This is a genomic window from Streptomyces griseochromogenes (assembly GCF_001542625.1).
GTDB lineage: Bacteria > Actinomycetota > Actinomycetes > Streptomycetales > Streptomycetaceae > Streptomyces > Streptomyces griseochromogenes.
In genome coordinates, this window is sequence record NZ_CP016279.1 from 10,118,304 (window position 1) to 10,141,321 (window position 23,018).

Here is a 23,018-nt window from a genome sequence, read left to right on the forward strand (position 1 = left end):
TGAGCACTGTAATCGACCGGGGACGGTCGGTTCACGGGGGCAAATCGGCCCTGCCCGGTCATTCCCGCACAGCTATGAGCGCTTCGACTCCGTCCAGGATCCGGTCGAGGCCGAAGTCGAGCGGGTCGACGCCGGCCGGCTCGAAGGCGCCCTCGGCGATCGCCTTGGTGAGGGCCGGGAAACGGTCCGCGTGGCGGGCGAGCAGTTCGCCGGTGAGGCGGTTCCACTCCCGGTCCCGCTCCTCGTCGTGGTCGGACACCTGCTGGGCGAGGTTGCGCACGTGTCCGACGAGGAGCAGGAAGATCCGATGCCGCTGGGCGGCGCCGAGGCCGGTCGGCTCCAGGACGGCGAGCGCCGCATCGAGCCAGCCCAGCTGCCGCGGCCCCATGATCTGGCGGCGCATCGCGGTGGCGGTGAGCAGCCAGGGATGGGCGGCGTAGACGCGCGCGCACTGCCGTGTCCACTCCTGCGCGCCCGCCCGCCAGTCCCCCTCCGGCACCTCCGACAGATCCGGGCCCTCGGCGAGCACGGCCTCCACCATCAGTTCGACGAGTTCGCCCTTCCCGGGGACGTACCGGTACAGCGCCATGGCGGACACCCCGAATCCGCCGGCCACCTTGCTCATGGAAACGGCGTCCAGCCCTTCCCCGTCGGCCAGTTCGACGGCGGCCGCGGCGATCTGCCGCGGGGACAGCTTCGGCTTGGGCCCCCGGGTGGGCTGATCCTGCTCGCCCCACAGCAGCGCGAGGCTCGCCCGTGGATCGCGCGGCTTGTCCTGCTCCTTGTTCCGGGCGGCCATGCGGTTCCTCCCCTTCGGTCCGGACGAAGCCCGTTGACTCCGCCCACCAACTGTATATACCGTAAACACAACTGCTGACGGCATAAACAGTTTAGGGGGAACACCATGCTGCTCACCTACCGGGCCCTCAAGCGCGCGTCGCTCGCGAAGAAACTGCGCATCACCGCACCGAACGGCATCGACGAGGGGTCGTACGTCCGTATCGGCGGCATCGACCAGTGGATCTCGATCCGCGGCGAGGACCTGTCGAACCCCGTGGTCCTGGAGATCCACGGCGGCCCCGGCGCCTCCAACCTGATCTTCGCCCCGCGTACCCGCGCCTGGGAGCGGCACTTCACGATCGTGCGCTGGGACATGCGGGGCGCGGGCAGGACGTTCGCGGCGGGCGGCCCGGCCGGCCAGGGCGAGATGGCGCTCGACCGCCTCTACACCGACGCCCTGGAGGTGACGGAACACGTCCGCGCCCGCCTCGGCGTCGCCAAGCTCCTCCTCGTCGCCAACAGCTTCGGCACGGTCACCGGTCTGCGGCTGGCCCGCAATCACCCCGAGCTGTACTCGGCGTACGTCGGCACCGACCAGAACATCATCGGCGGCGGCCGCGACACCTCGTCGTACGAGGCGCTGCTGGCCCGCCTGGAGAAGGCGGGCAAGAAGAAGGAGCTGGCGAAGGTGGTGGCGATGGGCCCGGACCGCACGGCCTGGTCCGCACACGAGTGGTCGGAGCACGCGAAGATCGTCGTCACGACCGACCCGCTGACCTACGACACCATGAAGACGGTGGTGATCCGCTCGCTCTGGTTCTCCCCGTTCCACAACCTGCGCGGGCTGCGCTCGTACCTGAAGGGCATGAACTTCTCCGAGCAGCTGGGCCCACAGGCGATGACGGTCGACGAACGGGCCGAGGGCACGTCCTTCCGCCTCCCCTTCTTCCTCTTCCAGGGCGACAGCGACGTCCTGACCCCACCGGAGCCGGCCCGCCGCTTCCACGAGGAGGTCACGGCCCCCGTGAAGGACTTCGCCCTCATCAGGGAGGCGAGCCACTTCGCGTCCTTCCGGCACCCGGACCAGTTCCTGGACCTGATGCTGAGCAAGGTGCGGCCCGTGGTGACGGGGGACGCGGCGGTGCGCTGAAGCACCGTGACGCAGGGGTCAGCCGCCGTCCTCGGGCCGGGCGGCCCTCCTGCGCCTGGGCGCCACCGACTTGCGGATCTCCTCGGTGGCCGCACGGAACGCGGGCGCGGCGTGCTCGAAGTAGTCGAAGAGCACAGCACGCTGCTCAGGGGTGTAGCGGGCGAGGATCTCGGCGATGTGGCGGCGGGCGGGGCCCACCACCTCCTCGATCCGGCCGAGCGCGTCCGGGACCGGCTCGACGATCACCCGTCGGCGGTCCCTGGGGTCCGCGGTGCGGCGCGCGTACCCGGCCCGCTCCAGGCGGTCGATCAGGCGCGTGGTCGCACCGGTGGTCAGCCCGGTCCTGGTGGCCAGTTCACCCGAGGTGAGCCCGCCTTCCGCCGCGATCAGGCTGAGCGCGTACCACTCCGACGTGTGCAGACCGGCGGCCTCCGCGCTGGCCAGGCCCTGGAGGCCCACCGCGTCCAGGTACTGGCGGAAGATCACGTGCTCGTCCCCGCCACCCACAGGGGTTGCCATCACCGGAGTTCCCTCCTAAATTTATCTGCACGGATGCAGATACTGCTTTCGTTCAGAATCTGCATGCAGTCTAGCGAGCAGAGGAGACCTCCACCATGTCGAACGCCACCCACGACGTCGCCGCCATCACCTCCGTACTGAACGACCTGGTCGCCGCATGGGAGCGGCACGACGCCGACGCCTACGGCGAACTGTTCACCCCGGACGCCACCTACATCACCTACGTCGGCACCTACTACCAGGGGCGCCAGGACATCGTGGACAGCCACCGCACCCTGTTCACGGGCTTCCTCAAGGGCAGCAGGCTCGCCGACGAGGTCCTCGACATCCGTTTCCACGGAACGGACACGGCCGTGGTCAACGGGCGCGGCGACACCTACACGGGCAAGCGACCGCACAAGCTCACCAAGATCCAGACGTACACCCTGGTCCGCGGGAGCGACGACACGTGGCGCATCGCGGCCTTCCACAACACCAAGCGCAAGCCGCTGATGGAGTCGATCTCCTACCGGTTCGCGCCGGGACTCGTCCCGGCGGCCGAGAGGTGAGCGCAGTCCAGCTCCGCCTCGGCTCCGTCACGGATCCCGCGGATCTCCGCGATGGCCGCTGCGGGGTCCTGCCCCCTGCATCAACGATCCGCTCCAGTTCCCTCAGCCGGGCAGCACGCTCCGGAGGGATCAGAGGTCTGGAGAGGTCGCTGCCATGGATCTCCTCGGGCTCATGCCGCCTCCGCGCAAGTACGGCAGTCGCGGCAGCGGCCCGGGTGAGGGGCCCGGAAGGCTCGCTCGCAGCCGTCACAGGTCTGGAGTGGGGACGGGCGGTACAGCGCCGGGCGGGGTGGCGCGGCCGGGAGGCGGGGCGGCAGTTGGGCGGTGAGGCGGTGCTGCAGGAAAGCCGCCGGGTGCTTGATCGGGTCCTGGGGCAGGCCGGTCGTCAGGGTGCGCACTACGGCCGTGGGTGGCACGCCTCGCTCCAGCCACTCGGAGACGGCCGGAGCCAGGCGGATCACGTCCCGCTCGGTGAGGAGAAGGCGGGAGTCGTGAGCACGGAGGCCGGCTAGCAGTTCAGTGGCCTTGCCCTTGCCGGATGGTGCGGGAGCCTTCGGTACAGCCTCGGGCTTGGGGGTGGCCGGTGCCGCGGCGGCCACCACGGCCCTGGGCCTGTTGTACGAGATCGTCCGGGTCGTCACTTGCCCCGATTGAAGACGCTCCCTGGGGCGCGCGAGGTATCCGTGTTCCTCCAGCTCACGAAGGGCCGCCGCGATCCGGATCTCGCCCTCGGGAAACTTCGCCGCCAGCACCTTGATGCCGATCGGAGTGCCCTTCGGCAACGACTGGATGTGCAGCGCCAGCCCGATGGCCACCAGCGACAGCTCGGAGTGCTGGGCGAGGTGATTGCCGACCACGGTGAAGTTGTCGTGGTGAGGTTCGTTCACGTGGGTGACGCCGGAGGAATGCCGGGTCTTGGCGCGCGCGGGCGCGCTAGGCTGCTTGTCAGTCACAGGGAAGCTTTCCTCTTCCTCGGTGATCAGGCCCTCGCACTGGGATGCCAGTCCCGGCGAGGGCCGATGCATGTCTGGGGGTTGCTTTCGCCGACGTTGCACCACAACTACCCCGCCACGCCAGTTGCGTTGGGCATATTCACTCCGGCGGGTGATCGACGGGGGCGGTGGGGGTGGGGTTGGTTCTTTCCCCGGTTCTTTGGTCTTTGGCGTCGGGAGCCACCGGGTCACGCCCCGCCACGTCCCGGTGCGAGTTCGGCCCAGACGGTCTTGGCGTGGGCGGGGGCTTCGTCCACACCCCAGCGGTGGGCGTAGGCCGCGACGATCAGTAGTCCCCGGCCGGTCTCCGAGTCCTGAGCCGCCGGGTCCGGGGTACGCGGGATCCGGTCGCACCGGGCGTCGGTCACCTCTATACCCGGCCGTGCAGTTCCCTCACAGCCTTCGCAGGCGCCGGTCGGTCAGCGAGGGCAACCGTCGTCAGCCTCAGGAATCCGCCGCGAATGGCCGATACGAGACGGAACGTGGCGTGGAGCCGCCCTTGACCCGGGTCCGTAACGGCTGATCCGCTTACTTTGCGAGGGACGTCGGGATTCGGGGGTTGCCACGTGTTTCAGGTGTGCCTGCATGCACTCCATCTGTCCCTTTGGGCCATCGTCATGGAGCCTCGGACATGAGGATGCGGCGCGGTGCACCGATCGCTGCCGTCGCGGGTGTCGGCGCCGTCACGGCGATGCTCGCGGGTCTCGTGACGAACACGGCCTCAGCCCAGTCGCGTTGGCCTGGCTGGCTGCGCTGGTTGCAGGTTCATCCCTGGCTGTCGTTCGTCATGCTGGGGGCGGCTACCGCCGGGCTGACGGCATTGCTCGCCCTGTTGGACGGTCACCGAACGGAGGTCCAGGGCCATGATCCGACGTCACGTCGGGTTGACGCGGCGGACCCGCCCGGTGCTGCTCTGGTGCTTCGGTCGCTGCCGCGCGATACCACGGCGTTCACCAACCGGACCGCCGAGCTGAACTCGCTGGTGCGCTCGGTACGTGTCGCGCAGGAGAACGGTGAGGCCCTGCCGGTCCATGTGATCGACGGCATGCCCGGCGTCGGCAAGACCGCCTTGGCGGTACACGCCGGACACATCCTGTCCGACCGTTTCCCGGACGGGCAGCTCTTCCTGAACCTCAATGGGCACACTCATGGCCGTAACCCCGTGCAGGCGGGCGAGGCACTGGCCGCGCTGCTCGCGGCCACCGGGGTGCCGACGCATCAGATACCCGTCAGCGACGACGTCGGAGCCGTCACCGAGGCCCGGGCCGCCATGTGGCGCAGCAGGCTCGCCGACAAGAAGGCATTGCTGATCCTCGACAACGCGGCCAGCTACCAGCAGTTGGAACCTCTGCTCCCGGGTGGGGACGAGTGCCTGGTGCTGGTGACCAGTCGAAAGCGGCTGGCTGCCCATGAAGAGGTGGTCCTGCCAGTGGACGCACTGCCGCCGGAGCACGCGGCGGACCTGTTCGTACGGCTCAGCGGTCGGCCGGCGGACGAGCTCGACCACGGTGTGCTGAACGAGCTGGTGCGGCTCTGCGGATACCTGCCACTGGGCGTGTCACTGCTCGCGGCGCGGCTCCGACACCATCCCTCATGGAAAGCCGAAGACCTGCACGAGCGGCTGGTGGCGGAGCAGGACCGCCTGGGAGAGCTGCGCGCAGGGGAGCGCGCCATCACCGCGACCTTCGATCTCTCCTACCGGGATCTCACCCCGGAGCGGCAGCGAGTCTTCCGACAGCTCGGCCTCTACCCGGGCACCGATCTCGACGCGTACGTCGGTGCGGCCCTTGGCGAGGTCTCGGTCGTTGTGGCCCGCCGACACCTCGACGGGCTCTATGACGACCACCTGATCGACGAGCATCCTGGTAGTCGTTACCGGCTTCATGACCTACTGCGCGACTACGCCCGCGGTCTCGCCTCCGAGGGGGACAGCATGGACCACGTACAGTCCGTCCAGCGCTTGTGCATGTACTACCTCTCCGCTCTCGCCGACGCGAACGGGCACATCGTCCGCAGCGGCGCCTCGGTGCCGCCTCCTCCTGACGCCCCTCGACAGGTGGAGACTCCTGTCCTGCAGTCGAGAGCGGACGCTTTGAACTGGCTGGAGAACGAGCGTGCCAACATCCTGGCCTGCATCCGGCGGGCGAACAGCCTCTCCCTGTACGACGCCGTGATGCGAATGGCTGTGGCCATGGCACCCTTTCTCCGCCAGGCCGGCCCCTGGGACCAGGCAGTCGGGCTCCACAGGACCGCCGCCGGGGCCGCACGCCAAGTCGGCGACCGGCAGGCACTGGCCCATGCCCTTGCCGAGCTGGGGGTCGTACGGCGCTTCATGGCCGCATACCCCGAAGCCGTCGAGACCCTGAACGAAGCGGTGACGCAATACGACGCCGTCGGCGACCGACGCGGCAAGGCGGACGCCCTGAACCAGCTGGGCATCGTGTGGTACCTGACCGCCGACAACGCCGACGCGGCCCGCGCCCAAACCGAGGCCCTGACTCTCTACCGGGAGCTGGACTACCGGCTCGGCCAGGCCAACGCACTCGCCGACCTCGGCATGGTGTGGCGCCAGATGAGCCGGTTCGACGCCGCGACGGAGGCGCAGAGTGAGGCCCTGTCGATCTACCGAGAGCTTGGCGACCGGTACGGGGAGGCGAACTCCCTGCGGGACCTGGGCGTCGTCCACTGCCTCACGGGCGCCTACGACCTGGCCGCGCGGCACCATCATGAGGCGTTCGACATCTACGCCGAGCTGGACGACCGCGAACACCAGGCGTATGCCCTCAACGAGTCGGGGGCGGTTCGGCGGCTCACCGGAGACATCGAGGGAGCGCGGGCAGCGCACAGCCAAGCCTTGACGCACTTCACCGAACTCGGCGACCGGTTCGGCAGGGCGAACAGCGTGCGTCTTCTGGGCGTGGTGGAGCGTGTGTCCGGGGATGCCCATGCGGCGTCCCGGCTACAGGAAGAGGCCCTGGACACTTACCGCGAACTCGGCAGCCGCGGGGGTGAGGCTGCCTCGCTGAGTGAACTGGGCGCGACCCGCGGCGTGCTCGGCGAGCGAGCCGGTGCCATAGAGGCGTTCGAGCGAAGCCTGGAGATCCAACGCGCCCTCGGCGACCGGTGCGGAGAGGCGGAGCTCCTGAATCACTGGGGCAAGTTGCTCGTTTCCAGCGACCCGGCAGACGCACGCGAGCACTTCCAGCAGGCACTTCGCCTCGCGCAGGACATCCACTGCCCCTTGGAAGAAGCGCGGGCCCTGGAAGGTATCGGCCGCTGCGACCTGGTGGTCGACGGACCAGTTCGGGCAGAGGACCTGCTGCGTACCGCGGTCATCTTGTACCGGCGACTGGGTGCGAATTCGGCAGCCGACGACGTCGAACGGCTGCTGGTGTCGCAGCGGGGTTGAGCTCAGCAGTGGCCGAATTCCCCATCAGTGTACGGATGTTGAGGGTGCTACGTTGCCTTTGGTCTGTTACTTCAACCCCGTCGCACCGTGCCGGGACTCGGCACGTTTCTCACGAGGAGTGTTGAATGCCGTCACCCACGTCCGTCAGGGAGCCTCGCGACATGATGCCTCTCAGCCCGGCATCCGCGGAGCCGACGGCCTCGGGTACCGCGGTCCTGGACCGTGTGGCCGCGCGCGTCCGGCAGCGGCTGGAAACCGAGCAGGCCGCGACGAACCGGGTCGGCGACGGCACCCACGCAGCCTCGCTCATCTGGCCCTGGCCGCTGTGAGCTCGTCCGCTCGATGACGCACCCCGGAGCCCAAGCTCCTTTCCGGACGTTCATCCTCAAGGTCGCCAACCGCTGCAACATCGACTGCGACTACTGCTTCGTCTTCAACTCCAAGGACCAGGCGGCACGGCGTCTGCCCGCCCGGATGGACCTGGACGTGGCCCGGGCAGCTGCTCGTCGGGTCGGTGAACACGCCGCAGCACACGATCTGCAGGCCGTCCATGTCGTAGTGCACGGCGGAGAGCCGTTGCTGGTCGGCGTCCGACACCTGGCCGACCTCTTGGGCGCCGTCCGGGAAGGGGTACCAAGCGGGACGCAGGTCCGATTCGAGCTCCAGACCAACGGGACCCTGCTGTCCGGCGGCTGGCTGAACCTCTTCGAACGGTACGGGGTGGCGGTGGGCGTCAGCCTCGACGGGCCGCCGAGCGCGAACGACCGGCATCGGCTCACCCACGCCGGGCGGTCGAGCGCCGCCTCCGTCGTGCGCGGCATCGAGTTGCTGCGGTCCCGGCCGCACCTGTTCGCGGGGCTGCTGGCCGTCGTGGACCTGGCCAACGACCCCGTGGAGGTTCACAACTACCTGGCGGCGTTCGAACCGCCCGTGATCGACTTCGGCCTGCCGCACGCGACCCACGACGACCCGCCCAGCCGCGGCTGCCCGAGCGTGCCCGAGTACGGGTTATGGATGAGCAGGGTCTACGACGCCTGGCTCGCTCGGCCCGAGTACCGGCACAGCATCCGGATGCTGGAGGACATCGTGGCCCTCAGCTCCGGCGTGCGCGGCTCGGTGGAGACGCTCGGCCTGGCTCCTCCGACGAGCATCGTGATCGAGTCCGACGGTTCGATCGAGGCCGTGGACACCCTGCGGTCGGTCGAGGAGGGCGCCACTTGGCTCGGCCTTGACGTCTTCCACCACTCCTTCGACGAGGCGCTGCCGCATCCGAAACTGCTGCATCGCCAGTACGGCAAGGACACGCTCGCGGAGAAGTGCCGCGGTTGCCCGCTCGTGGACGTGTGCGGCGGGGGCTACCTCCCGCACCGCTTCAGCGCCGCCGTCGGCTACCGGAATCCGTCGGTCTACTGCGCGGACCTGGAGTACCTCATCCGGCATGTCCAGGGCTCGCTGCGGCAGCATGGCTGGAGCCCGCACACGCAGGCCACTTCGTCTCCGTAGGCGCGTGTGCGTACCGCCGCGGGGGAATGACGCGTTGGAGCGAACAAGTGCAACAGCGACCGAAGCGACCAAGGAACAACAGGAGGCGCGGATGACCGTGACGATCCGTCCCGCGGAGAAGCGGGACATCCCCGCCGTGGCCCAGCTGATCGAGGAGATTGAGCGCTTCTACGGGGCGAATGACGCTGATATCCAGCCGCTTGAAGAGCGCCGCTCCCAGGTGGAAGAGGCCCTCTTCGGTGCGCCGCCGCTGGCTTCCGCCCTGCTCGTTGCGGACGAGACCGGGGACATCGTCGGCCTGGCCGCCTACTCCTTCCTCTGGCCTGCCGCCGGCTCCTCGCACTCCCTGTTCCTCAAGGAGCTCTACGTCCGCGACGCCCTGCGCCGGCAGGGCATCGGTGTCCGCCTCATGGACGAACTCCGCGCCCTGGCCGCCACGCGCCGCGGGTGCAGCCGAGTGGAATGGATGACCGACCGCGACAACCCGGGCGCGCGGGCCTTCTACAAGTCGCTCGGGTTCGCCGAGTCCAACGGGAAGATCGTCTACCAGGTCGACAGCAGCACGGCCTGAGCAGCCGCGACGTCACGCCCCGCCACGTCCCGGTGCGAGTTCGGCCCAGACGGTCTTGGCGTGGGCGGGGGCTTCGTCCACACCCCAGCGGTGGGCGTAGGCCGCGACGATCAGTAGTCCCCGGCCGGTCTCCGAGTCCTGAGCCGCCGGGTCCGGGGTACGCGGGATCCGGTCGCACCGGGCGTCGGTCACCTCGATACGGAGCGTGCCGTCGTCGTGCAGTTTCAGGCCGAGCCTGAAGTCCCTTCCCCTGACCCTTCCGTGCAGTACGGCGTTGGCGGCCAGCTCCGCCACCACCTGCACCGCCTCCTCGAACGGCACGCCCCAGTCGGCCAGATGGCGCTCCGTGAGGAGGCGGGCGAGACGGGCGCCTCTGCGGGTTGCCGACAGCTGGATGCGGAGGTGGTTTTTTTCGTTCACGTCACCCAGCGTGGTCATTCCTCCCTACTCTGAACAGCGACGACCACGGTACGCAGCGTGACTGTCCGGGTGGTTTGTGCCGCCGTACGGCTCGTACGTCAGGAGGGGTGAGGGTGGAGGACGAGGAGGCCGAGGCCGTACTCAGGGCGGTCGGGCGGCAGATCAAGGCCTGGCGGGAGTCCGCCGGGATGAAGCAGGCGGAACTCGGGGCCGCCATCGGGTACGGCGAGGAGATGGTCTCGTCGGTGGAGCGCGGGCGCAGGGTCCCCAAGCCCGACTTTCTCGACAAGGCCGATGAAGTGCTGGGCGCGGGCGGGAAGTTGTCCGCCATGAAGGAGGACGTGGAGAAGGCTCGGTATCCGAAGAACGTTCGGGATCTGGCCAGGCTGGAGGACGAGGCCGTTGAGATGGGGGCTTACGTCAGCTCTCACATCCACGGCTTGTTGCAAACGGCTGAATATGCACAGGCGGTGTACACGCTGCGGCGTCCGGCATATACGGAAGAGGAGATCGAACGGCTCGTCGCAGCGCGCATGGCACGAAAGTCTGTCTTCAACAGGGTGCCGCGTCCGCTGATCACGTTCGTTCAGGAAGAGGTGACACTGCGAAGGCCTGTCGGAGGCAGGGAGGTCCTGCGACGACAGCTTGAACACCTCGTGGACGTCGGCCGGTTGCCACATGTGGAGATCCAGGTGATGCCTACGGACCGGCAGGATCACGCCGGACTGAGCGGACCCATCAGGCTGCTGAAGCTCCAGAACGGTAAGACCCTGGGACACTTGGAAGTGCAGTTGCACAGCCGAGTGATCAGCGACCCCCGGGAAGTACAGATCCTCGATATGCGCTATGGAATGATCCGAGCACAGGCTCTCTCGCCCCGGGAGTCGATGGCGTTCATCGAGAAAGTGCTGGGAGACGAAGCATGACCACCTCCACGCTGACGTGGTTCAAGAGCAGCTACAGCAGCGCTGACGGTCCCGACTGCGTCGAAGTAGCCATAACCCCCGCCATCATCCACATCCGCGACTCCAAGAACACGGAGGGCGCCCGACTCTCCGTCACCGGCGCCACCTGGACGGAGTTCCTCAGCTTCGCGGCGGAGAGCTGAGCGCCAGGAGCACCTCCGTGCGGCGGTCCATGGCCCACGGATAGTCGGGGACGAGTTCCAACGCGCGGTCCAGAGCCGCGAGTGCCTCGCCGTGGCGGCCCAGGTTGGCCAGGGAGGCGCCTCGGCTGGCGTGGGCCGAGGCGTAGTCGGGGTTGATGCGAAGGGCACGGTCGTATTCGGCGAGTGCCTCCTCGTCGCGGCCCGCGTTCCTGAGCGCGTCGCCCCGTACACAGGCGATCCAGGGTGAGTCCGGGAGGAGTCGCAGCGCCCGGTCCAGATCCGCGAGCTGCCGGTCGTGTTCGCCTCGGTCGCGCCAGACCCGGGACCTGCTCGTCAGGGCCCATACGTCCTCGGGATCGAGGTCCAGGGCGCGGTCCAGGTCGGAGTGCGCTCGGTCGAGGCGGCCCAGGGCGTACTGCGTGACGCCCCGGGACGCCCACGCCCCGCCATAGCCCGGCTGCAGGGCCACGGCACGGTCCAGGTCCCCGAGCGCCGCGCCGTAGAGGCCCTGCTCCCGTCGGTACTCGCCGCGCGCGTAGAGGACCCTGGCGTTGTCCGGCGAGAGTTCCTCGGCGCGGTCCAGGTCCGCGACCGCGGACTCGTGGTCGCGGAGGTCGGCGCGGACCAGCGCGCGCCAGTAGTACGCGTGCCAGCTGTCCGCGTCGGCCTCCATGGCGTGTTCGCACTCCGCGACAGCACCCTCGTAGTCGGAGCGCCGCCTCAGCTCCCGGGCGCGCATCACCCGCGCGAGCACCTGTGCCGACGTGTCGAGACAGCCCCGGTGCAGGAGCAGCCCGAGCGCCTCGAAGATCCCCTCCTCCAGTGCGCCGAGCAGGTCACGTCCCCACGCGCGCACGGCCTCGCTGTCCGCGTCCTCGCCCGCCTCCACCAGGGTCTGCACCCACCGGCGGGCCACCACCTCGCCCTCGGTGCAGGCGCCGGTCACGTCGCCCAGCAGCAAGGGCAGTGCCTCCCGGGCCGGTAGCGCGCACAGCATGTGGTACGACTCCTCCAGCCGCAGCTCCCGCCATTGCGCGTCCGCCCACAGCTCGTCGGCGGGACGGCCCGCCGCCGTCTCCTCCTGCCACCGCCCGAACTCCTCCGCCAGCCGCCGCTGCCGCCGCGCCCAGCCCCGCGGCGACCGCCGGCGCTGCAGGCGGAGCATCGAGGCGCGTACGACGTCGTGGTACTGCGCCCGGTCGGAGCGCTCGCCGACGAACGGCAGGCCGCGCAGCCAGTCGTACAGGGCCTCGGTCTCGTCCTCCGGACGCTCCGCCACCGCCCGGAAGACGTCGGCGTCCAGTCTCCGGGGCAGTGCACAGGCCAGTGCCACGCCCCGCCGGACGGGATCCGGCTCCCACTTCAGGAAGCGTTCGACGGCCGTGGCGCTGGGGTCGCCGATGTCGTCCGGGTCGGTGGGACGTTGCTCGGCCAGGGTGGACACCAGCAGCGGGAGTCCGCCCGTCAGGCGCAGTACCTCCGCGACGACCGGCTCGGCCACCACTCCCCGGTCCGCCAGCAGACCCCGTGCCTCCGCCTCCGTGAACGGCCCGAGCGGGACGTCCGTCATGAAGTCCGCGAAGCCGGCCCAGCGGGCGGTGTCGAAGGGGCGCTGGCCGGCGGTCACCACGACCACGTTGGCGGGCAGCGTGCCGTGCCGGTCGGTCGTCATCGTCTCGTACAGCCAGGCATCGGCGAAGGGCGCGATCCGCTCGTACGTGTCGAAGAAGAGGACGATCCACGGCACCGTGGAGGCCAGGTCCGCCAGTTCGTCCAGCAGTTTGGGGGTCAGCACCTGTTCCGGTGACAGCACGAGTTGCACGTCGTCCTGGCTGGCGAAGCGGGCGCTGAGGCCGCGTCTCAACCTGTCGGCGTACTGGGCGAACTGGGTCGCGTCGACCGCGCCCACGAACGGCCCGGCGCCCGGTATCAGGCCCAGGCCCGCGAGCCCGGCCCGGACCGCGGTGGCCGTCACCGGTGAGGGGCCCTCCGGCTCCAGCCCCGCCACCACCGCCTCCGCCTCGTGGCGCCGCTCCCGCCAGGCGGCCAGCGCACGGTCGAACTTCTTCACCTCATGGCCCTGCCCGGCGAATTCGCGGCTCATCGCGGCCATCGCCTCCGGCACGCTCCCCACGCCCTCGTCGACGTACGCCGTGAGCGCGCCCCGTTCCCGGGCGATCTGCTCCAGCTCCCGGACCAGGAACGTCTTTCCGACACCGGCGTTGCCGTGGATGTGGAAGAGGAAGCGGTGGCGTTCGTCCTCGGGCGGAAGGTCCAAGTTCTGCCGGAAGGCGGCCCGTTCGTCGCCGCGCCCGACGAACCCCGCCCGCCTGCGCCGCCCGATCAGCTCCTGCATCGACCGCCGTGCCCGCGCCATCCCTACGCCCTTCCCCCGAGGTCAGCCTCCACATTCTGGCGCAATGCCCACGCGAGAAGTCGGTCTGCGACAGGAGAGAATTCAGCCATGACCACCACCCCCACCCGTAACTCAAGCCTCAGGCTTGCCGCCGGTGTGCTCACCGGCATACTCGCCCTCTACATCGCACTCGTCGCCCTCGGGAACATCACCGACTTCGGGACGAACCAGCAGTTCGTCCGGCATGTGCTGGCGATGGACACGACGTTCAAGGACGACGACCTGATGTGGCGGGCCATTACCAGTACCGCGCTTCAGGACACCGCCTACGTCGCGATCATCGTGTGGGAGACGGTGGCGGCCCTGGTCCTGATCTGGGGGACGTATCTCTGGGCGCGGGGGAAAGACGATCTCGCCCGGCGCTTCTCCACCTATGGCCTGCTGATGCTGCTGCTGCTCTTCGGCGCCGGTTTCATCGCGATCGGCGGTGAGTGGTTCTCGATGTGGCAGTCGAAGACATGGAACGGGCTGGACGCGGCGACCCGGGTGTTCCTGCTCAGCGGGGTGGCGTTGATCGTCAACCAGCTGCCGGGGCAGCGCGCGCAGGAGGATCCGGCTAGTTGACGACCGTGACCCTGGTTCCCTGATCGCCGAAGGCCCACAGGGCGGCGCCGTCTTCCTTGTGCATGCGGATGCCGCCCAGCTTCTGGCCGTTCGCCGGTGGCGGCGAGGCGCCGTCCAGGGCGTTGGAGAAGGCTATGTTCACGCCGGATGCCTTGGTGAAGTACATGACGTGCTCGATCTGGACGCCGTCCGAGCCCTTGATGGACTGGATGCGCAGGGTGACCGAGTAGCGACCGGGCTGCGGGCCCACCGTGCCCGGCCACACCGTGAACGTACGGTTCGCCTTGCCGGTCGCGTCCACCAGCCATACGCGCTTCTCGCCGAGCGAGTAGACGACCCGCCGGCCCGTGCCGGACTCCTGCGGGAGCGCGGGCGGCCCCGACGGCTTCTTCGGCTCGGCGGGCCCGTGGGCGCCCGCCGACGCCGAAGCGCTGGGTTTGGCCGTCGCGGCCGTGGGATGCGGCCCGTGGTTCGCCTGGACGGCGAGGGCGACGACGGCCGCGGTCGCCCCGGCGGTCAGACCGGAGACCCAGGCCCACGAGGGCAGTCGGGCAGCCACGGGTACGCATCTCCTCCGCTACGGGTCCCCTCTCAGCACGAGGGTCGGATCATCGTACTCAGTCCGGGCTCAGTCCAGGACAGGCAGCAGGTCGGGCAGGTGCCCGTCGGAGGCCTCCGCCGCCCGCTGCCGTTCCCCGGACACCTCGCCGTACAGGGTCGTACGCGGTTTCGCCGGGCGGCCGGCCGCCTCCGCGACCGCCACCAGGTCCCGGATCGATTTGTACGAGCCGTAGGACGAGCCCGCCATCCGGGAGATCGTCTCCTCCATCAGCGTGCCGCCCAGGTCGTTCGCCCCGGAGCGGAGCATCTCCGCCGCACCCTCGACGCCAAGTTTGACCCAGCTTGTCTGGATGTTGGGGATGTAAGGGTGCAGGAGGAGGCGGGCCATCGCCGTCACGGCCCTGTTGTCCCGCGTGGTCGGGCCGGGGCGTGCGATGCCCGCCAGGTACACCGGCGCGTTCGTGTGGATGAAGGGGAGCGTCACGAACTCCGTGAAGCCGCCCGTGCGCCGCTGGATCTCCGCCAGCGTGCGCAGATGGCCGAGCCAGTGGCGGGGCTGGTCGACATGGCCGTACATCATCGTGGAGGAGGAGCGGATGCCCAGCTCGTGGGCGGTGGTGATCACCTCGATCCACGTCGCCGTGGGCAGCTTGCCCTTGGTCAGCACCCAGCGGACCTCGTCGTCCAGGATCTCCGCCGCCGTACCGGGGATGGAGTCCAGCCCCGCTTCCTTGGCGGCGGACAGCCACTCCCGGATCGACATGCCGGTGCGGGTCGCGCCGTTGACGACCTCCATCGGTGAGAAGGCGTGGACGTGCATGCCGGGGACCCGCTCCTTCACCGCCTTCGCGATGTCGAAGTACGCCGTGCCCGGCAGGTCGGGGTGGATCCCGCCCTGCATGCAGACCTCGACCGCGCCCACGTCCCAGGCCTGCTGGGCGCGGTCCGCGACCTGGTCCAGGGAGAGGGTGTACGCGTCCGCGTCGGTGCGGCGCTGGGCGAAGGCGCAGAAACGGCAGCCCGTGTAGCAGACATTGGTGAAGTTGATGTTGCGCGTGACGATGTAGGTGACGTCGTCGCCCACCGCCGACCTGCGCACGTCGTCCGCCACCCGGCACAGCGCGTCCAGCGCCGGGCCGTCCGCGTGCAGCAGGGCCAGGGCCTCGGCGTCCGTGAGCCGGGTGGGGTCGTCGGCCGCCGTGCGCAGCGCCTGGCGCACGTCCGTGTCGATGCGCTCGGGCACCATGCCGGGGGCGGCCGCCTCGCGCAGCGCCTCCCAGTCGCCGTAGACCTCGTCGAAGTCGTCGCGCCGGTCGGCGGTACGGCCCTCGGTGTCGATCGTGCGGTGCAGGTCCGTGCGGCCGCTGGGTACGAAGGCCTCCTCCGGCTCCTGCCACGGGTGTCCCTCGACCACCGCGTCCGGGAGGGCGAGGCCGGTCTCCGGGTCGGCCAGCGCGGCGACGTGCGGGCGCAGCCGCGGATCCAGCCAGGGCTCGCCGCGGCGGACGAACTCCGGGTAGACGCAGAGACGTTCACGCAGCTCGAAGCCCGCGGCGGCCGACTTCGCGGCCAGCTCCTCGATCTGCGGCCAGGGGCGTTCCGGGTTGACGTGGTCGATGGTCAGGGGCGACACCCCGCCCCAGTCGTCGATCCCGGCGCCGATCAGCCGCTCGTACTCGGAGTCGACGAGGTTCGGCGGGGCCTGGAGGCAGCCGCCCGGGCCCATGATGAGCCGGGCGACGGCCACCGTGGCGACCAGGTCGTCCAGTTCGGCGTCCGGCATGCCGCGCATCGCCGTGTCCGGCTTGGCCCGGAAGTTCTGGATGATCAGCTCCTGGATGCCGTGGTAGGCCCGGGAGACCTTGCGCAGGGCGAAGAGGGACTCCGCGCGCTCCTCGTACGTCTCGCCGATGCCGATCAGCAGGCCGGAGGTGAAGGGGACGGAGGAACGGCCCGCGTCCTCCAACACCCGCAGGCGTACGGCCGGTTCCTTGTCCGGGGAGCCGTGGTGCGGGCCGCCGGGCTCGGACCAGAGCCGGGTCGCGGTCGTCTCCAGCATCATGCCCATGGAGGGTGCGACCGGCTTCAGGCGCTGGAAGTCCGTCCAGGTCATGACGCCCGGGTTGAGGTGGGGCAGCAGGCCCGTCTCCTCCAGGATGCGGACGGAGACGGCACGGACGTAGGCGATGGTGTCGTCGTAGCCGTGCGCGTCCAGCCACTCGCGCGCCTCGGGCCAGCGGTCCTCGGGCTTGTCACCGAGGGTGATCAGGGCTTCCTTGCAGCCCAGGGCGGCGCCCTTGCGGGCGATGTCGAGCACCTCGTCGGGGGACATGAACATCCCGTGGCCCGCCCGGCGCAGCTTGCCGGGGACGGTGACGAAGGTGCAGTAGTGGCACTTGTCCCGGCACAGCCGGGTGAGGGGGATGAAGACGCTCTTCGAGTAGGTGATGACACCGGGTCTGCCCGCCGCCTCCAGGCCGGCGTCCCGCACCCGGGCGGCGGATGCGGCGAGGTCGGTCAGGGCCTCGCCGCGGGCCTGCAGGAGCACCGCCGCCTCGGTGACGTCGAGGGCGACACCGTCGCGGGCACGTTTGAGGGCGCGACGCATGGAGTTCTCGGTGGGGCCGGTTCCGGAGGTCGCGGAAGTCGTCATCTCTTGAGCATACGTTCGGGCTGATCACGGCAGCCCCGCGCACTATGCCGCGCCATCGGCCGGAAAAGTGCCGTACTCGTCCAGCAGCCGCAGCACCTCCGCCTCCCCCGCCGACGGCAGTTGGAGCACGACCTCCTCGATGCCCAGCCGGGCGTAGTGGGCGAGCTTGCCGGGGGTGGGCAGGACGGCGTACGGGACCACCTGAAGGGCGGACGGGTCGCGGCCCGCGTCCGCCCAGACGGAGCGCAGCACGGGCAGCGACTCGGTGAGCCCGCGTCCGCCGATCGGCAGCCAGCCGTCCGCGTACTCGCAGATGTGTGCGAACAGTTTGGGCCCGGCCGCCCCGCCGATGAGGGTGCGGGGGCCGACGACCGGCCCGCGCGGCTTCCGCACCGGCTTGGGGAAGGCGAGGCTCGGCCGCACGGCCCCGAACTCCCCGTCGTACCCGACCGGCTCCTCGGACCACAGCGCCCGCATGAGGCCCATCCGGTCCCGGACCAGTTCCCGGCGGGTGCGCCACTCCACTCCGTGGTCGGCGGCCTCCTCGACGTTCCAGCCGTAGCCGAGGCCGAGGGTGAAGCGGCCGCCGGAGAGGTGGTCGAGAGTGGCGATCTGCTTGGCCAGGGCGATCGGGTCGTGCTGGGCGGCCAGCGTGATGCCGGTGCCGAGCGCCAGCCGCCGGGTGACGGCCGCGGCTTGGCCCAGGGCGACGAAGGGGTCGAGGGTGCGGGTGTATTCACGCGGCAGGTCGCCGCCCGAGGGGTAGGGCGTGGTTCGCTCGACGGGGATGTGGGTGTGCTCGGGGAGGTACAGGCCCGCGAAGCCCCGGGCTTCCAGTTCGCGGGCCAGGCGCGTGGGGGTGATGGTCTCGTCCGTGAGGAAGATCGTTACGGCGATGCGCATGGGTGTTCTGTACCCGGAGCCGCCCCAACTGTCCATACCGGCCGGTCGGGATTTGGGCGCGTGTCGTGGGGGCTGGTTGATCGTCCTTGGCGGGTGCGGCGCCGTCGTGGCTTGTCGCGCAGTTCCCCGCGCCCCTGAGGTCGGCTTACGTTGGGCGTGTGACGACGTTGCGCGGCACTGTTGCTCCCGGCTCACCGGATTACGTCCGCCTGCCCTTCGAAGTGGCCCACGGAATCCGCGAGTTGCACGTCTCGTACACCTACGACAGACCCGCCGTACCACCCGGGACCCCTGGCAACGCGCTCGACATCGGGCTCTTCGACGAGCGTGGTGTCGAACTGGGCGGGCGGGGGTTTCGGGGGTGGTCGGGTGGGGCTCGTACGGAGTTCTTCGTGCGGGCCGACGAGGCGACGCCCGGGTATCTCCCGGGCCCGCTGCACCCCGGGACCTGGCACATCGTGCTCAGTCCGTACACGGTCGCGCCGCAGGGGCTGACGTACGAGGTGACGGTCAGCCTCACCGAGGGTGAGTCCGGCCCGGCACCTCGGCCGGTGTATCCCCCCGCCCGGGCGGGGGGGCGGGGCCGGGCCTGGTACCGGGGCGACTGCCATCTGCACTCCTGGCACTCCGACGGGCGCCGCACCCCGGGCGAGATCGCGGCGCTGGCCCGTGCGGCCGGCCTGGACTTCATCAACAGCTCCGAGCACAACACGACCTCCTCGCACGCCCACTGGGCGGAGGTGGCGGGCGAGGACCTGCTCGTGCTGCTGGGCGAGGAGGTCACCACGCGCAACGGGCATGTGCTGGCCCTCGGGACCGAGCCGGGCACCTTCGTCGACTGGCGGTACCGGGCGCGTGACGGCCGCTTCGGGCACTTCGCGCGGCGGATCCGGGAGGCCGGGGGGCTGGTCGTACCGGCCCATCCGTACGCCGACTGCGTCGGGTGCGCCTGGAAGTTCGGGTTCGGGCAGGCCGACGCGGTCGAGGTGTGGAACGGGCCGTACACGCCCGACGACGAGGTCGCGCTGGCCGCCTGGGACGCCCGGCTCGTGGCATCCGTCAGGGAGAACCGGGAGTGGCTGCCGGCGATGGGCAACAGCGACGCGCACCGCGACCCGGACGTGATCGGCCTGCCCCAGACGGTCGTCCTCGCCGATGACCTCAGCCGTGCGGCGATCCAGGAGGGCATCCGCGCGGGCCGCTCCTACCTGGCCGAGTCGCGGTACGTGAGCCTGGCCTTCACCGCGAGCTGCGAGGACGGTCGGCGGGCGGGGATCGGCGAGCGGCTGGCGGTGAGCGACGACACTTCGGTCACGGTGCGGCTGGAGGTGTCCGGGGCGCCGCGCTGCTCGGTCCGTCTCGTCACCGACCAGGGCGTGCTCCTCACCGGCGGCCCGTTGCCGGTGTCGGGCCAGGGGGTCGTCGAGTGGCGTACGACCCCGGCGTACGCGGCCTATGTGCGGGCGGAAGTGCGCCACGAGACGGCCCTCGGCCCGGTGCCGGGCGTGATGGCCGCGCTCACCAACCCCGTGTTCCTCGGCGTCACTTGATCTGAGTCGCCGCCCACTCGGCCCATTCCCGGCGCATCGCGTTGAAGCGCAGGCCGTACTCCAGGACGATCCGGCCGTAGACCGAGAGGTCGTCGTCGTCCCAGTCGATGGCCGCGTCGAGCTGCTTCAGCTGCTCGTGCTCCGCCTCGGACATCTCGATCAGCTGGGCCAGATAGGCGCGGGCCCGCTCGGGCGGCAGCACGCCGAGGAAGAAGACGCGCAGCAGGAGGTCGCTGCGGATGTTGCGCTGGGGCCTGGTCTCGGTCAGCCAGTGGCGCAGCTCGGTCAGGCCCTCGTCGGCGAGGGCGTACTCCTTGCGGCCGCGCGGGCCCTCGGCGGCGACCGTGATCAGTCCGGAGCCCGCCAGCTTGGTCAGTTCGGTGTAGATCTGGCTCTGCGTCGCCGGCCAGACGTTGGCCAGTGAGGTCTCGAAACGCTTCAGCAGGTCGTACCCGCTGGCGGGGTGTTCCGAGAGCAGGCCGAGCAGTGCGTGTTTGAGGCTCATGTCCCCCACCCTACCTTCCACATTCCACTATTGACATGTCGAGCCTCGACCTTCTACTTTTGACATGTCGGAACAGACACCTGAGACCGGGGGAAACCCAATGTCGTACCTGCGCACCTTCCTGCCCTGGATCGTCTTCGCCGTCATCCCCTCGGGGCAGTGGCAGTGGGGGGCCCTGGCCGCCCTGGTGATCGCCGTGGCGACCATCGCCCAGCAGCGGCGGTCCGGCGCCGGATTCGACGCCCTCCTCATCGAAGCCGGCTCGGCGGTCTTCTTCGCCGTCCTCGCGGCCGTGGCCTTCGCCGACCCGCACTCGGGAGTGCACGCCTACTCCGCGGCCCTCTCCTCGGGCACCCTCGCGGTCGTCGCCGGAGTCTCGCTGGCCGTCCGGCGGCCGTTCACCCTGGGCATCGCCAAGCGCACCACCCCGCGCGAGTACTGGGACCTGAAGCCGTTCATCCGGATCAACGTCGTCATCACGGCCGTCTGGACCGCCGCCTTCGTCCTGACCGCCGTCGTCCTCGCCGTACTGGCCCACTCCGGGCACGCCCACTCGACGCCCGCGACCGTCGTCCAGATCGCCGGCTTCGCCGTCCCGATGGTCTTCACCGTGCGCTACGTCGCCCACGTCCAGGCCAAGGCCGGGCAGGCGGCCCGATGAGCCCCCGGCACCTCCTGGGCAACTACGCCCCGGTCACCGAGGAACTCACCGCGCACGACCTGCCGGTGACCGGCACCCTCCCGCCCGAGCCGGCCGGCTGGTACCTGCGCAACGGCCCGAACCCGGCGGACGCCGCCTCCGGACACTGGTTCTTCGGCGACGGCATGGTGCACGGCGTCCGGCTGGAAGGCGGCCGGGCCGTCTCCTACCGCAACCGCTGGGTGCGCACGTCCCGGTTCACCGACGGAGCGCTGATGTACGGCGACCAGGGCGACCGGGACCTCACCGCGGGCCCCGCCAACACCCACGTCGTCCGGCACGCCGGCCGCACCCTCGCCCTGGTCGAGACCGCCCTGCCCTATGAACTGACCGGCGACCTCGACACCTTGGGCCCCTACGACTTCGGCGGCCGGCTGCACACCGCGATGACGGCCCACCCGAAGACCTGCCCGGCCACCGGCGAACTGCACTTCTTCGGCTACGGCATGCTGGAGCCCGACCACCTCACCTACCACCGGGCCGACGCCACGGGCGAGCTGGTGATCAGCAGGCCCGTGGAGGTGCCCGGGCCGACGATGCTGCACGACTTCGCGCTCACCGCCGGCCACGTCGTCTTCATGGACCTGCCCGTCGTCTTCGACGTCGAACTCGCCCTGACCGGCGGGACCATGCCCTACAGCTGGGACGACGGATACGGTGCCCGGCTCGGCGTCCTGCGCCGCGACGACCCGCTGGGCGAGGTCCGCTGGTTCACGGTGGACCCCTGCTACGTCTTCCACTCGCTCAACGCCTACGACGCGCCGGACGGCACGATCGTGCTGCACGTCATGCGCTACCCGGAGATGTACCGGCGCACCGCCGACGGCGGCACCGCGCCGCAGCGGGCCGTGCTGTGGAAGTGGACCCTCGACCCGGTGCGCGGGACGGTGCGCGAGGAGCAGGTCGACGACCGGCCGGGCGAGTTCCCCCGCGTCGACGACCGGCTGACCGGCCTCGGCTCCCGCCACGGACACATGACGTCCGGCACCTCACTGGTGCGCTACGACCTGACGACCGGCTCCGCCACCGCGCACGACTTCGGCCCCGGCCGCACGCCCGGCGAGGCCGTGTTCGCCCCCGCCGACGATCTGCCCGGCGGCCCCGGCTGGCTGCTCACGTACGTCCATGACGCCGCCACCGACCGCAGCGACCTGGTCGTCCTGGACGCCGGCGACCTCGCCGCCGAGCCGGTCGCCACGGTCCATCTGCCGGCCCGGGTCCCCTTCGGCTTCCACGGCAACTGGCTCGCCGACCGGGACTCCTAGGGGGTGCCGTCGCCGTGGACCCGGGCGGTCCGGCGCAGTCCGGCGATCTCGGCGACCGTCTCCAGCCAGCGGGCGACGCTCCCCTCGGCCTCCGGCCCCTCGGCGACCTGCGCGGCGGTCTCCAGCCAGTCGCGCAGCAGCGCGGACGCCTCGCGGGAGGGCAGCGGCTCGGGCAGCACGGCGGCGTAGCGCAGGCCGCCGGAGCGGACGATCTTCGCGACGAACGACAGCGAGCGCGGCACCACCCCGAGCCGGTCGAGGGTGATCGCGGCCGCGATGGCGCCGTCGCCGAACAGGGCCGTGCGGAAGGCGCCGTGGGTGAGGCCGTAACGCAGGAGGACGGGGACGTCGGTGGCGTCGAGGAGGTCGTCGTCGGTGCGGGTGGTGGGCGTGGGTGGCATACGGGCCTCGCTCGGGTCCGGGTCAGCGGACCCTGATGGTGTAGAGGAAGTACTCGGCGTCCTGGCCGGGGGTGCCGGTGGCGGTGGGGACGGGGCTCGCCGAAGCCTTGGCCTGGGCGGCGCTGCTGCACCTGGCCATCGGGCAGTGCAGCAGCTTCACCGTCGTGCTGCCCTTCTTGCGCGCCGTGAAGTCGAAGTACTCGACGCCCTCACCGCCACCGGTGACGCCCTTGGGACTGGCGTGGCTGTCCTCGCGCTTGCCGTTGTACCGCAGGACGCGCCCGCTCGGCCACGGGTCGGCGAGGTACCAGTGCTCCCCCAGGGCGGGGCTGGCCGGGACCGAGAGGGTGAACTTGGCGCCCTTGCGGACCTTGACGGAGCGCTCCTGGACGCCGTACTCGTGGTGCCCCGAACCACCGAGGAGGCCGCAGCCGGTCAGGGCGAGGGGAAGAAGGGCCGAGGCCGCCAGCAGGCGGGCTGTTGATATGCGCACGGTCAGT

General features: G+C 70.3%; 24 protein-coding genes. 12 read left to right on the plus strand and 12 right to left on the minus strand.

The window, feature by feature from the left end; genetic code table 11:
* Positions 1-58: 58 nt before the first annotated feature.
* On the minus strand, positions 59-799 hold the full coding sequence (locus AVL59_RS44095; RefSeq protein ID WP_067315632.1) for a TetR/AcrR family transcriptional regulator: 741 nt from the start codon (positions 797-799) through the stop codon (positions 59-61).
* A gap of 105 nt (positions 800-904) precedes the next feature.
* Between AVL59_RS44095 and AVL59_RS44100 the strand changes: the two genes are divergently transcribed.
* Positions 905-1,930, plus strand: a complete 1,026-nt coding sequence (locus AVL59_RS44100; protein ID WP_067315634.1) for an alpha/beta fold hydrolase — start codon at positions 905-907, stop codon at positions 1,928-1,930.
* An 18-nt stretch (positions 1,931-1,948) separates the two neighbouring features.
* Here AVL59_RS44100 and AVL59_RS44105 read toward each other — a convergent pair whose 3' ends face one another.
* The gene (locus AVL59_RS44105; RefSeq protein ID WP_067315637.1) at positions 1,949-2,449 is read right to left on the minus strand and encodes a MarR family winged helix-turn-helix transcriptional regulator; all 501 of its coding nucleotides are present in this window, start codon (positions 2,447-2,449) and stop codon (positions 1,949-1,951) included.
* Positions 2,450-2,544: 95 nt separating this feature from the next.
* On the opposite strand from AVL59_RS44105, the gene AVL59_RS44110 reads away from it, so the two are divergent.
* A complete protein-coding gene (locus AVL59_RS44110; protein WP_067315640.1) occupies positions 2,545-2,997 on the plus strand; it encodes an SgcJ/EcaC family oxidoreductase in 453 nt (150 codons plus the stop codon).
* 170 nt (positions 2,998-3,167) lie between these two features.
* Here the strand turns inward: AVL59_RS44110 and AVL59_RS44115 are convergent, their stop codons facing one another.
* Positions 3,168-3,950, minus strand: a complete 783-nt coding sequence (locus AVL59_RS44115) for a DNA-binding protein (RefSeq protein ID WP_067315643.1) — start codon at positions 3,948-3,950, stop codon at positions 3,168-3,170.
* Positions 3,951-4,177: 227 nt separating this feature from the next.
* Entirely contained in the window at positions 4,178-4,357 is a 180-nt protein-coding gene (locus AVL59_RS44120) for an ATP-binding protein (RefSeq protein WP_208870551.1), read from the minus strand.
* Positions 4,358-4,620: 263 nt separating this feature from the next.
* Between AVL59_RS44120 and haaT the strand changes: the two genes are divergently transcribed.
* The 4 genes from haaT (at position 4,621) to haaN (ending at position 9,472) form a co-directional block, all read left to right on the plus strand.
* Positions 4,621-7,398, plus strand: coding sequence for a cyclophane-containing RiPP biosynthesis TPR protein HaaT (gene haaT / locus AVL59_RS44125; RefSeq protein WP_067315646.1), 2,778 nt, complete (start codon positions 4,621-4,623; stop codon positions 7,396-7,398).
* Between the two features lie 125 nt (positions 7,399-7,523).
* Positions 7,524-7,727 carry a HaaA family cyclophane-containing RiPP peptide gene (gene haaA / locus AVL59_RS52895; RefSeq protein WP_067315648.1) on the plus strand — a complete coding sequence of 68 codons (204 nt, stop codon included), beginning with the start codon at positions 7,524-7,526 and terminating at the stop codon, positions 7,725-7,727.
* 13 nt (positions 7,728-7,740) lie between these two features.
* On the plus strand, positions 7,741-8,901 hold the full coding sequence (locus tag AVL59_RS44135) for an FxsB family cyclophane-forming radical SAM/SPASM peptide maturase (RefSeq protein WP_067315651.1): 1,161 nt from the start codon (positions 7,741-7,743) through the stop codon (positions 8,899-8,901).
* Positions 8,902-8,992: 91 nt separating this feature from the next.
* A complete protein-coding gene (haaN, locus tag AVL59_RS44140; protein WP_067315653.1) occupies positions 8,993-9,472 on the plus strand; it encodes a cyclophane-containing RiPP N-acetyltransferase HaaN in 480 nt (159 codons plus the stop codon).
* Between the two features lie 12 nt (positions 9,473-9,484).
* Here haaN and AVL59_RS44145 read toward each other — a convergent pair whose 3' ends face one another.
* A complete protein-coding gene (locus AVL59_RS44145) occupies positions 9,485-9,892 on the minus strand; it encodes an ATP-binding protein (protein ID WP_237281818.1) in 408 nt (135 codons plus the stop codon).
* Between the two features lie 113 nt (positions 9,893-10,005).
* Between AVL59_RS44145 and AVL59_RS44150 the strand changes: the two genes are divergently transcribed.
* Together AVL59_RS44150 and AVL59_RS44155 are read left to right on the plus strand one after the other, a co-directional pair.
* Positions 10,006-10,818, plus strand: coding sequence for a helix-turn-helix domain-containing protein (locus AVL59_RS44150; RefSeq protein WP_067318496.1), 813 nt, complete (start codon positions 10,006-10,008; stop codon positions 10,816-10,818).
* Positions 10,815-11,000, plus strand: a complete 186-nt coding sequence (locus tag AVL59_RS44155) for a DUF397 domain-containing protein (protein ID WP_067315658.1) — start codon at positions 10,815-10,817, stop codon at positions 10,998-11,000. Before AVL59_RS44150 ends, AVL59_RS44155 begins: the two co-directional genes overlap by 4 nt.
* Here the strand turns inward: AVL59_RS44155 and AVL59_RS44160 are convergent.
* Complete coding sequence (locus AVL59_RS44160; RefSeq protein WP_079147284.1) at positions 10,978-13,377, minus strand: tetratricopeptide repeat protein; 2,400 nt, start codon at positions 13,375-13,377, stop codon at positions 10,978-10,980. The genes AVL59_RS44155 and AVL59_RS44160 overlap by 23 nt on opposite strands.
* 87 nt (positions 13,378-13,464) lie before the next feature.
* Between AVL59_RS44160 and AVL59_RS44165 the strand changes: the two genes are divergently transcribed.
* Positions 13,465-13,980, plus strand: coding sequence for a DUF2165 domain-containing protein (locus tag AVL59_RS44165; protein WP_067315661.1), 516 nt, complete (start codon positions 13,465-13,467; stop codon positions 13,978-13,980).
* Here AVL59_RS44165 and AVL59_RS44170 read toward each other — a convergent pair.
* The 3 genes from AVL59_RS44170 to AVL59_RS44180 form a co-directional block, all read right to left on the minus strand.
* The gene (locus AVL59_RS44170; RefSeq protein WP_067315664.1) at positions 13,973-14,539 is read right to left on the minus strand and encodes a hypothetical protein; all 567 of its coding nucleotides are present in this window, start codon (positions 14,537-14,539) and stop codon (positions 13,973-13,975) included. The genes AVL59_RS44165 and AVL59_RS44170 overlap by 8 nt on opposite strands.
* Before the next feature lie 69 nt (positions 14,540-14,608).
* Positions 14,609-17,194: a bifunctional FO biosynthesis protein CofGH gene (locus AVL59_RS44175; RefSeq protein WP_067315667.1), complete on the minus strand. Its 2,586-nt coding sequence runs from the start codon at positions 17,192-17,194 to the stop codon at positions 14,609-14,611.
* Positions 17,195-17,236: 42 nt separating this feature from the next.
* Positions 17,237-18,097, minus strand: coding sequence for an LLM class F420-dependent oxidoreductase (locus AVL59_RS44180; protein WP_067315669.1), 861 nt, complete (start codon positions 18,095-18,097; stop codon positions 17,237-17,239).
* 158 nt (positions 18,098-18,255) lie between these two features.
* Between AVL59_RS44180 and AVL59_RS44185 the strand changes: the two genes are divergently transcribed.
* Complete coding sequence (locus AVL59_RS44185; RefSeq protein WP_079147285.1) at positions 18,256-19,647, plus strand: CehA/McbA family metallohydrolase; 1,392 nt, start codon at positions 18,256-18,258, stop codon at positions 19,645-19,647.
* Here the strand turns inward: AVL59_RS44185 and AVL59_RS44190 are convergent.
* Complete coding sequence (locus AVL59_RS44190) at positions 19,640-20,152, minus strand: PadR family transcriptional regulator (RefSeq protein ID WP_067315673.1); 513 nt, start codon at positions 20,150-20,152, stop codon at positions 19,640-19,642. The genes AVL59_RS44185 and AVL59_RS44190 overlap by 8 nt on opposite strands.
* Before the next feature lie 100 nt (positions 20,153-20,252).
* On the opposite strand from AVL59_RS44190, the gene AVL59_RS44195 reads away from it, so the two are divergent.
* Together AVL59_RS44195 and AVL59_RS44200 are read left to right on the plus strand one after the other, a co-directional pair.
* Entirely contained in the window at positions 20,253-20,813 is a 561-nt protein-coding gene (locus AVL59_RS44195; protein ID WP_067315676.1) for a DUF3159 domain-containing protein, read from the plus strand.
* Entirely contained in the window at positions 20,810-22,117 is a 1,308-nt protein-coding gene (locus AVL59_RS44200) for a carotenoid oxygenase family protein (RefSeq protein WP_067315679.1), read from the plus strand. Before AVL59_RS44195 ends, AVL59_RS44200 begins: the two co-directional genes overlap by 4 nt.
* Here AVL59_RS44200 and AVL59_RS44205 read toward each other — a convergent pair.
* Both AVL59_RS44205 and AVL59_RS44210 read right to left on the minus strand, forming a co-directional pair.
* A complete protein-coding gene (locus AVL59_RS44205) occupies positions 22,114-22,518 on the minus strand; it encodes a hypothetical protein (RefSeq protein ID WP_067315681.1) in 405 nt (134 codons plus the stop codon). The genes AVL59_RS44200 and AVL59_RS44205 overlap by 4 nt on opposite strands.
* Before the next feature lie 22 nt (positions 22,519-22,540).
* The gene (locus AVL59_RS44210) at positions 22,541-23,011 is read right to left on the minus strand and encodes a protease inhibitor I42 family protein (protein WP_067315684.1); all 471 of its coding nucleotides are present in this window, start codon (positions 23,009-23,011) and stop codon (positions 22,541-22,543) included.
* Positions 23,012-23,018: the final 7 nt, after the last annotated feature.

What these genes read in the sequence shown, in the direction of transcription:
- AVL59_RS44135 (WP_067315651.1), top strand. Translation starts at nt 7,741, where the DNA reads ATGACGCACCCCGGAGCCCAAGCTCCTTTCCGGACGTTCATCCTCAAG.
- AVL59_RS44095 (WP_067315632.1), bottom strand. Translation starts at nt 799, where the DNA reads ATGGCCGCCCGGAACAAGGAGCAGGACAAGCCGCGCGATCCACGGGCG.
- AVL59_RS44155 (WP_067315658.1), top strand. Translation starts at nt 10,815, where the DNA reads ATGACCACCTCCACGCTGACGTGGTTCAAGAGCAGCTACAGCAGCGCT.
- AVL59_RS44200 (WP_067315679.1), top strand. Translation starts at nt 20,810, where the DNA reads ATGAGCCCCCGGCACCTCCTGGGCAACTACGCCCCGGTCACCGAGGAA.
- haaT (WP_067315646.1), top strand. Translation starts at nt 4,621, where the DNA reads ATGAGGATGCGGCGCGGTGCACCGATCGCTGCCGTCGCGGGTGTCGGC.
- haaN (WP_067315653.1), top strand. Translation starts at nt 8,993, where the DNA reads ATGACCGTGACGATCCGTCCCGCGGAGAAGCGGGACATCCCCGCCGTG.
- AVL59_RS44195 (WP_067315676.1), top strand. Translation starts at nt 20,253, where the DNA reads ATGTCGTACCTGCGCACCTTCCTGCCCTGGATCGTCTTCGCCGTCATC.
- AVL59_RS44205 (WP_067315681.1), bottom strand. Translation starts at nt 22,518, where the DNA reads ATGCCACCCACGCCCACCACCCGCACCGACGACGACCTCCTCGACGCC.
- AVL59_RS44105 (WP_067315637.1), bottom strand. Translation starts at nt 2,449, where the DNA reads ATGGCAACCCCTGTGGGTGGCGGGGACGAGCACGTGATCTTCCGCCAG.
- AVL59_RS44110 (WP_067315640.1), top strand. Translation starts at nt 2,545, where the DNA reads ATGTCGAACGCCACCCACGACGTCGCCGCCATCACCTCCGTACTGAAC.
- AVL59_RS44160 (WP_079147284.1), bottom strand. Translation starts at nt 13,377, where the DNA reads ATGGCGCGGGCACGGCGGTCGATGCAGGAGCTGATCGGGCGGCGCAGG.
- AVL59_RS44190 (WP_067315673.1), bottom strand. Translation starts at nt 20,152, where the DNA reads ATGAGCCTCAAACACGCACTGCTCGGCCTGCTCTCGGAACACCCCGCC.
- AVL59_RS44180 (WP_067315669.1), bottom strand. Translation starts at nt 18,097, where the DNA reads ATGCGCATCGCCGTAACGATCTTCCTCACGGACGAGACCATCACCCCC.
- AVL59_RS44175 (WP_067315667.1), bottom strand. Translation starts at nt 17,194, where the DNA reads ATGACGACTTCCGCGACCTCCGGAACCGGCCCCACCGAGAACTCCATG.
- haaA (WP_067315648.1), top strand. Translation starts at nt 7,524, where the DNA reads ATGCCGTCACCCACGTCCGTCAGGGAGCCTCGCGACATGATGCCTCTC.
- AVL59_RS44165 (WP_067315661.1), top strand. Translation starts at nt 13,465, where the DNA reads ATGACCACCACCCCCACCCGTAACTCAAGCCTCAGGCTTGCCGCCGGT.
- AVL59_RS44100 (WP_067315634.1), top strand. Translation starts at nt 905, where the DNA reads ATGCTGCTCACCTACCGGGCCCTCAAGCGCGCGTCGCTCGCGAAGAAA.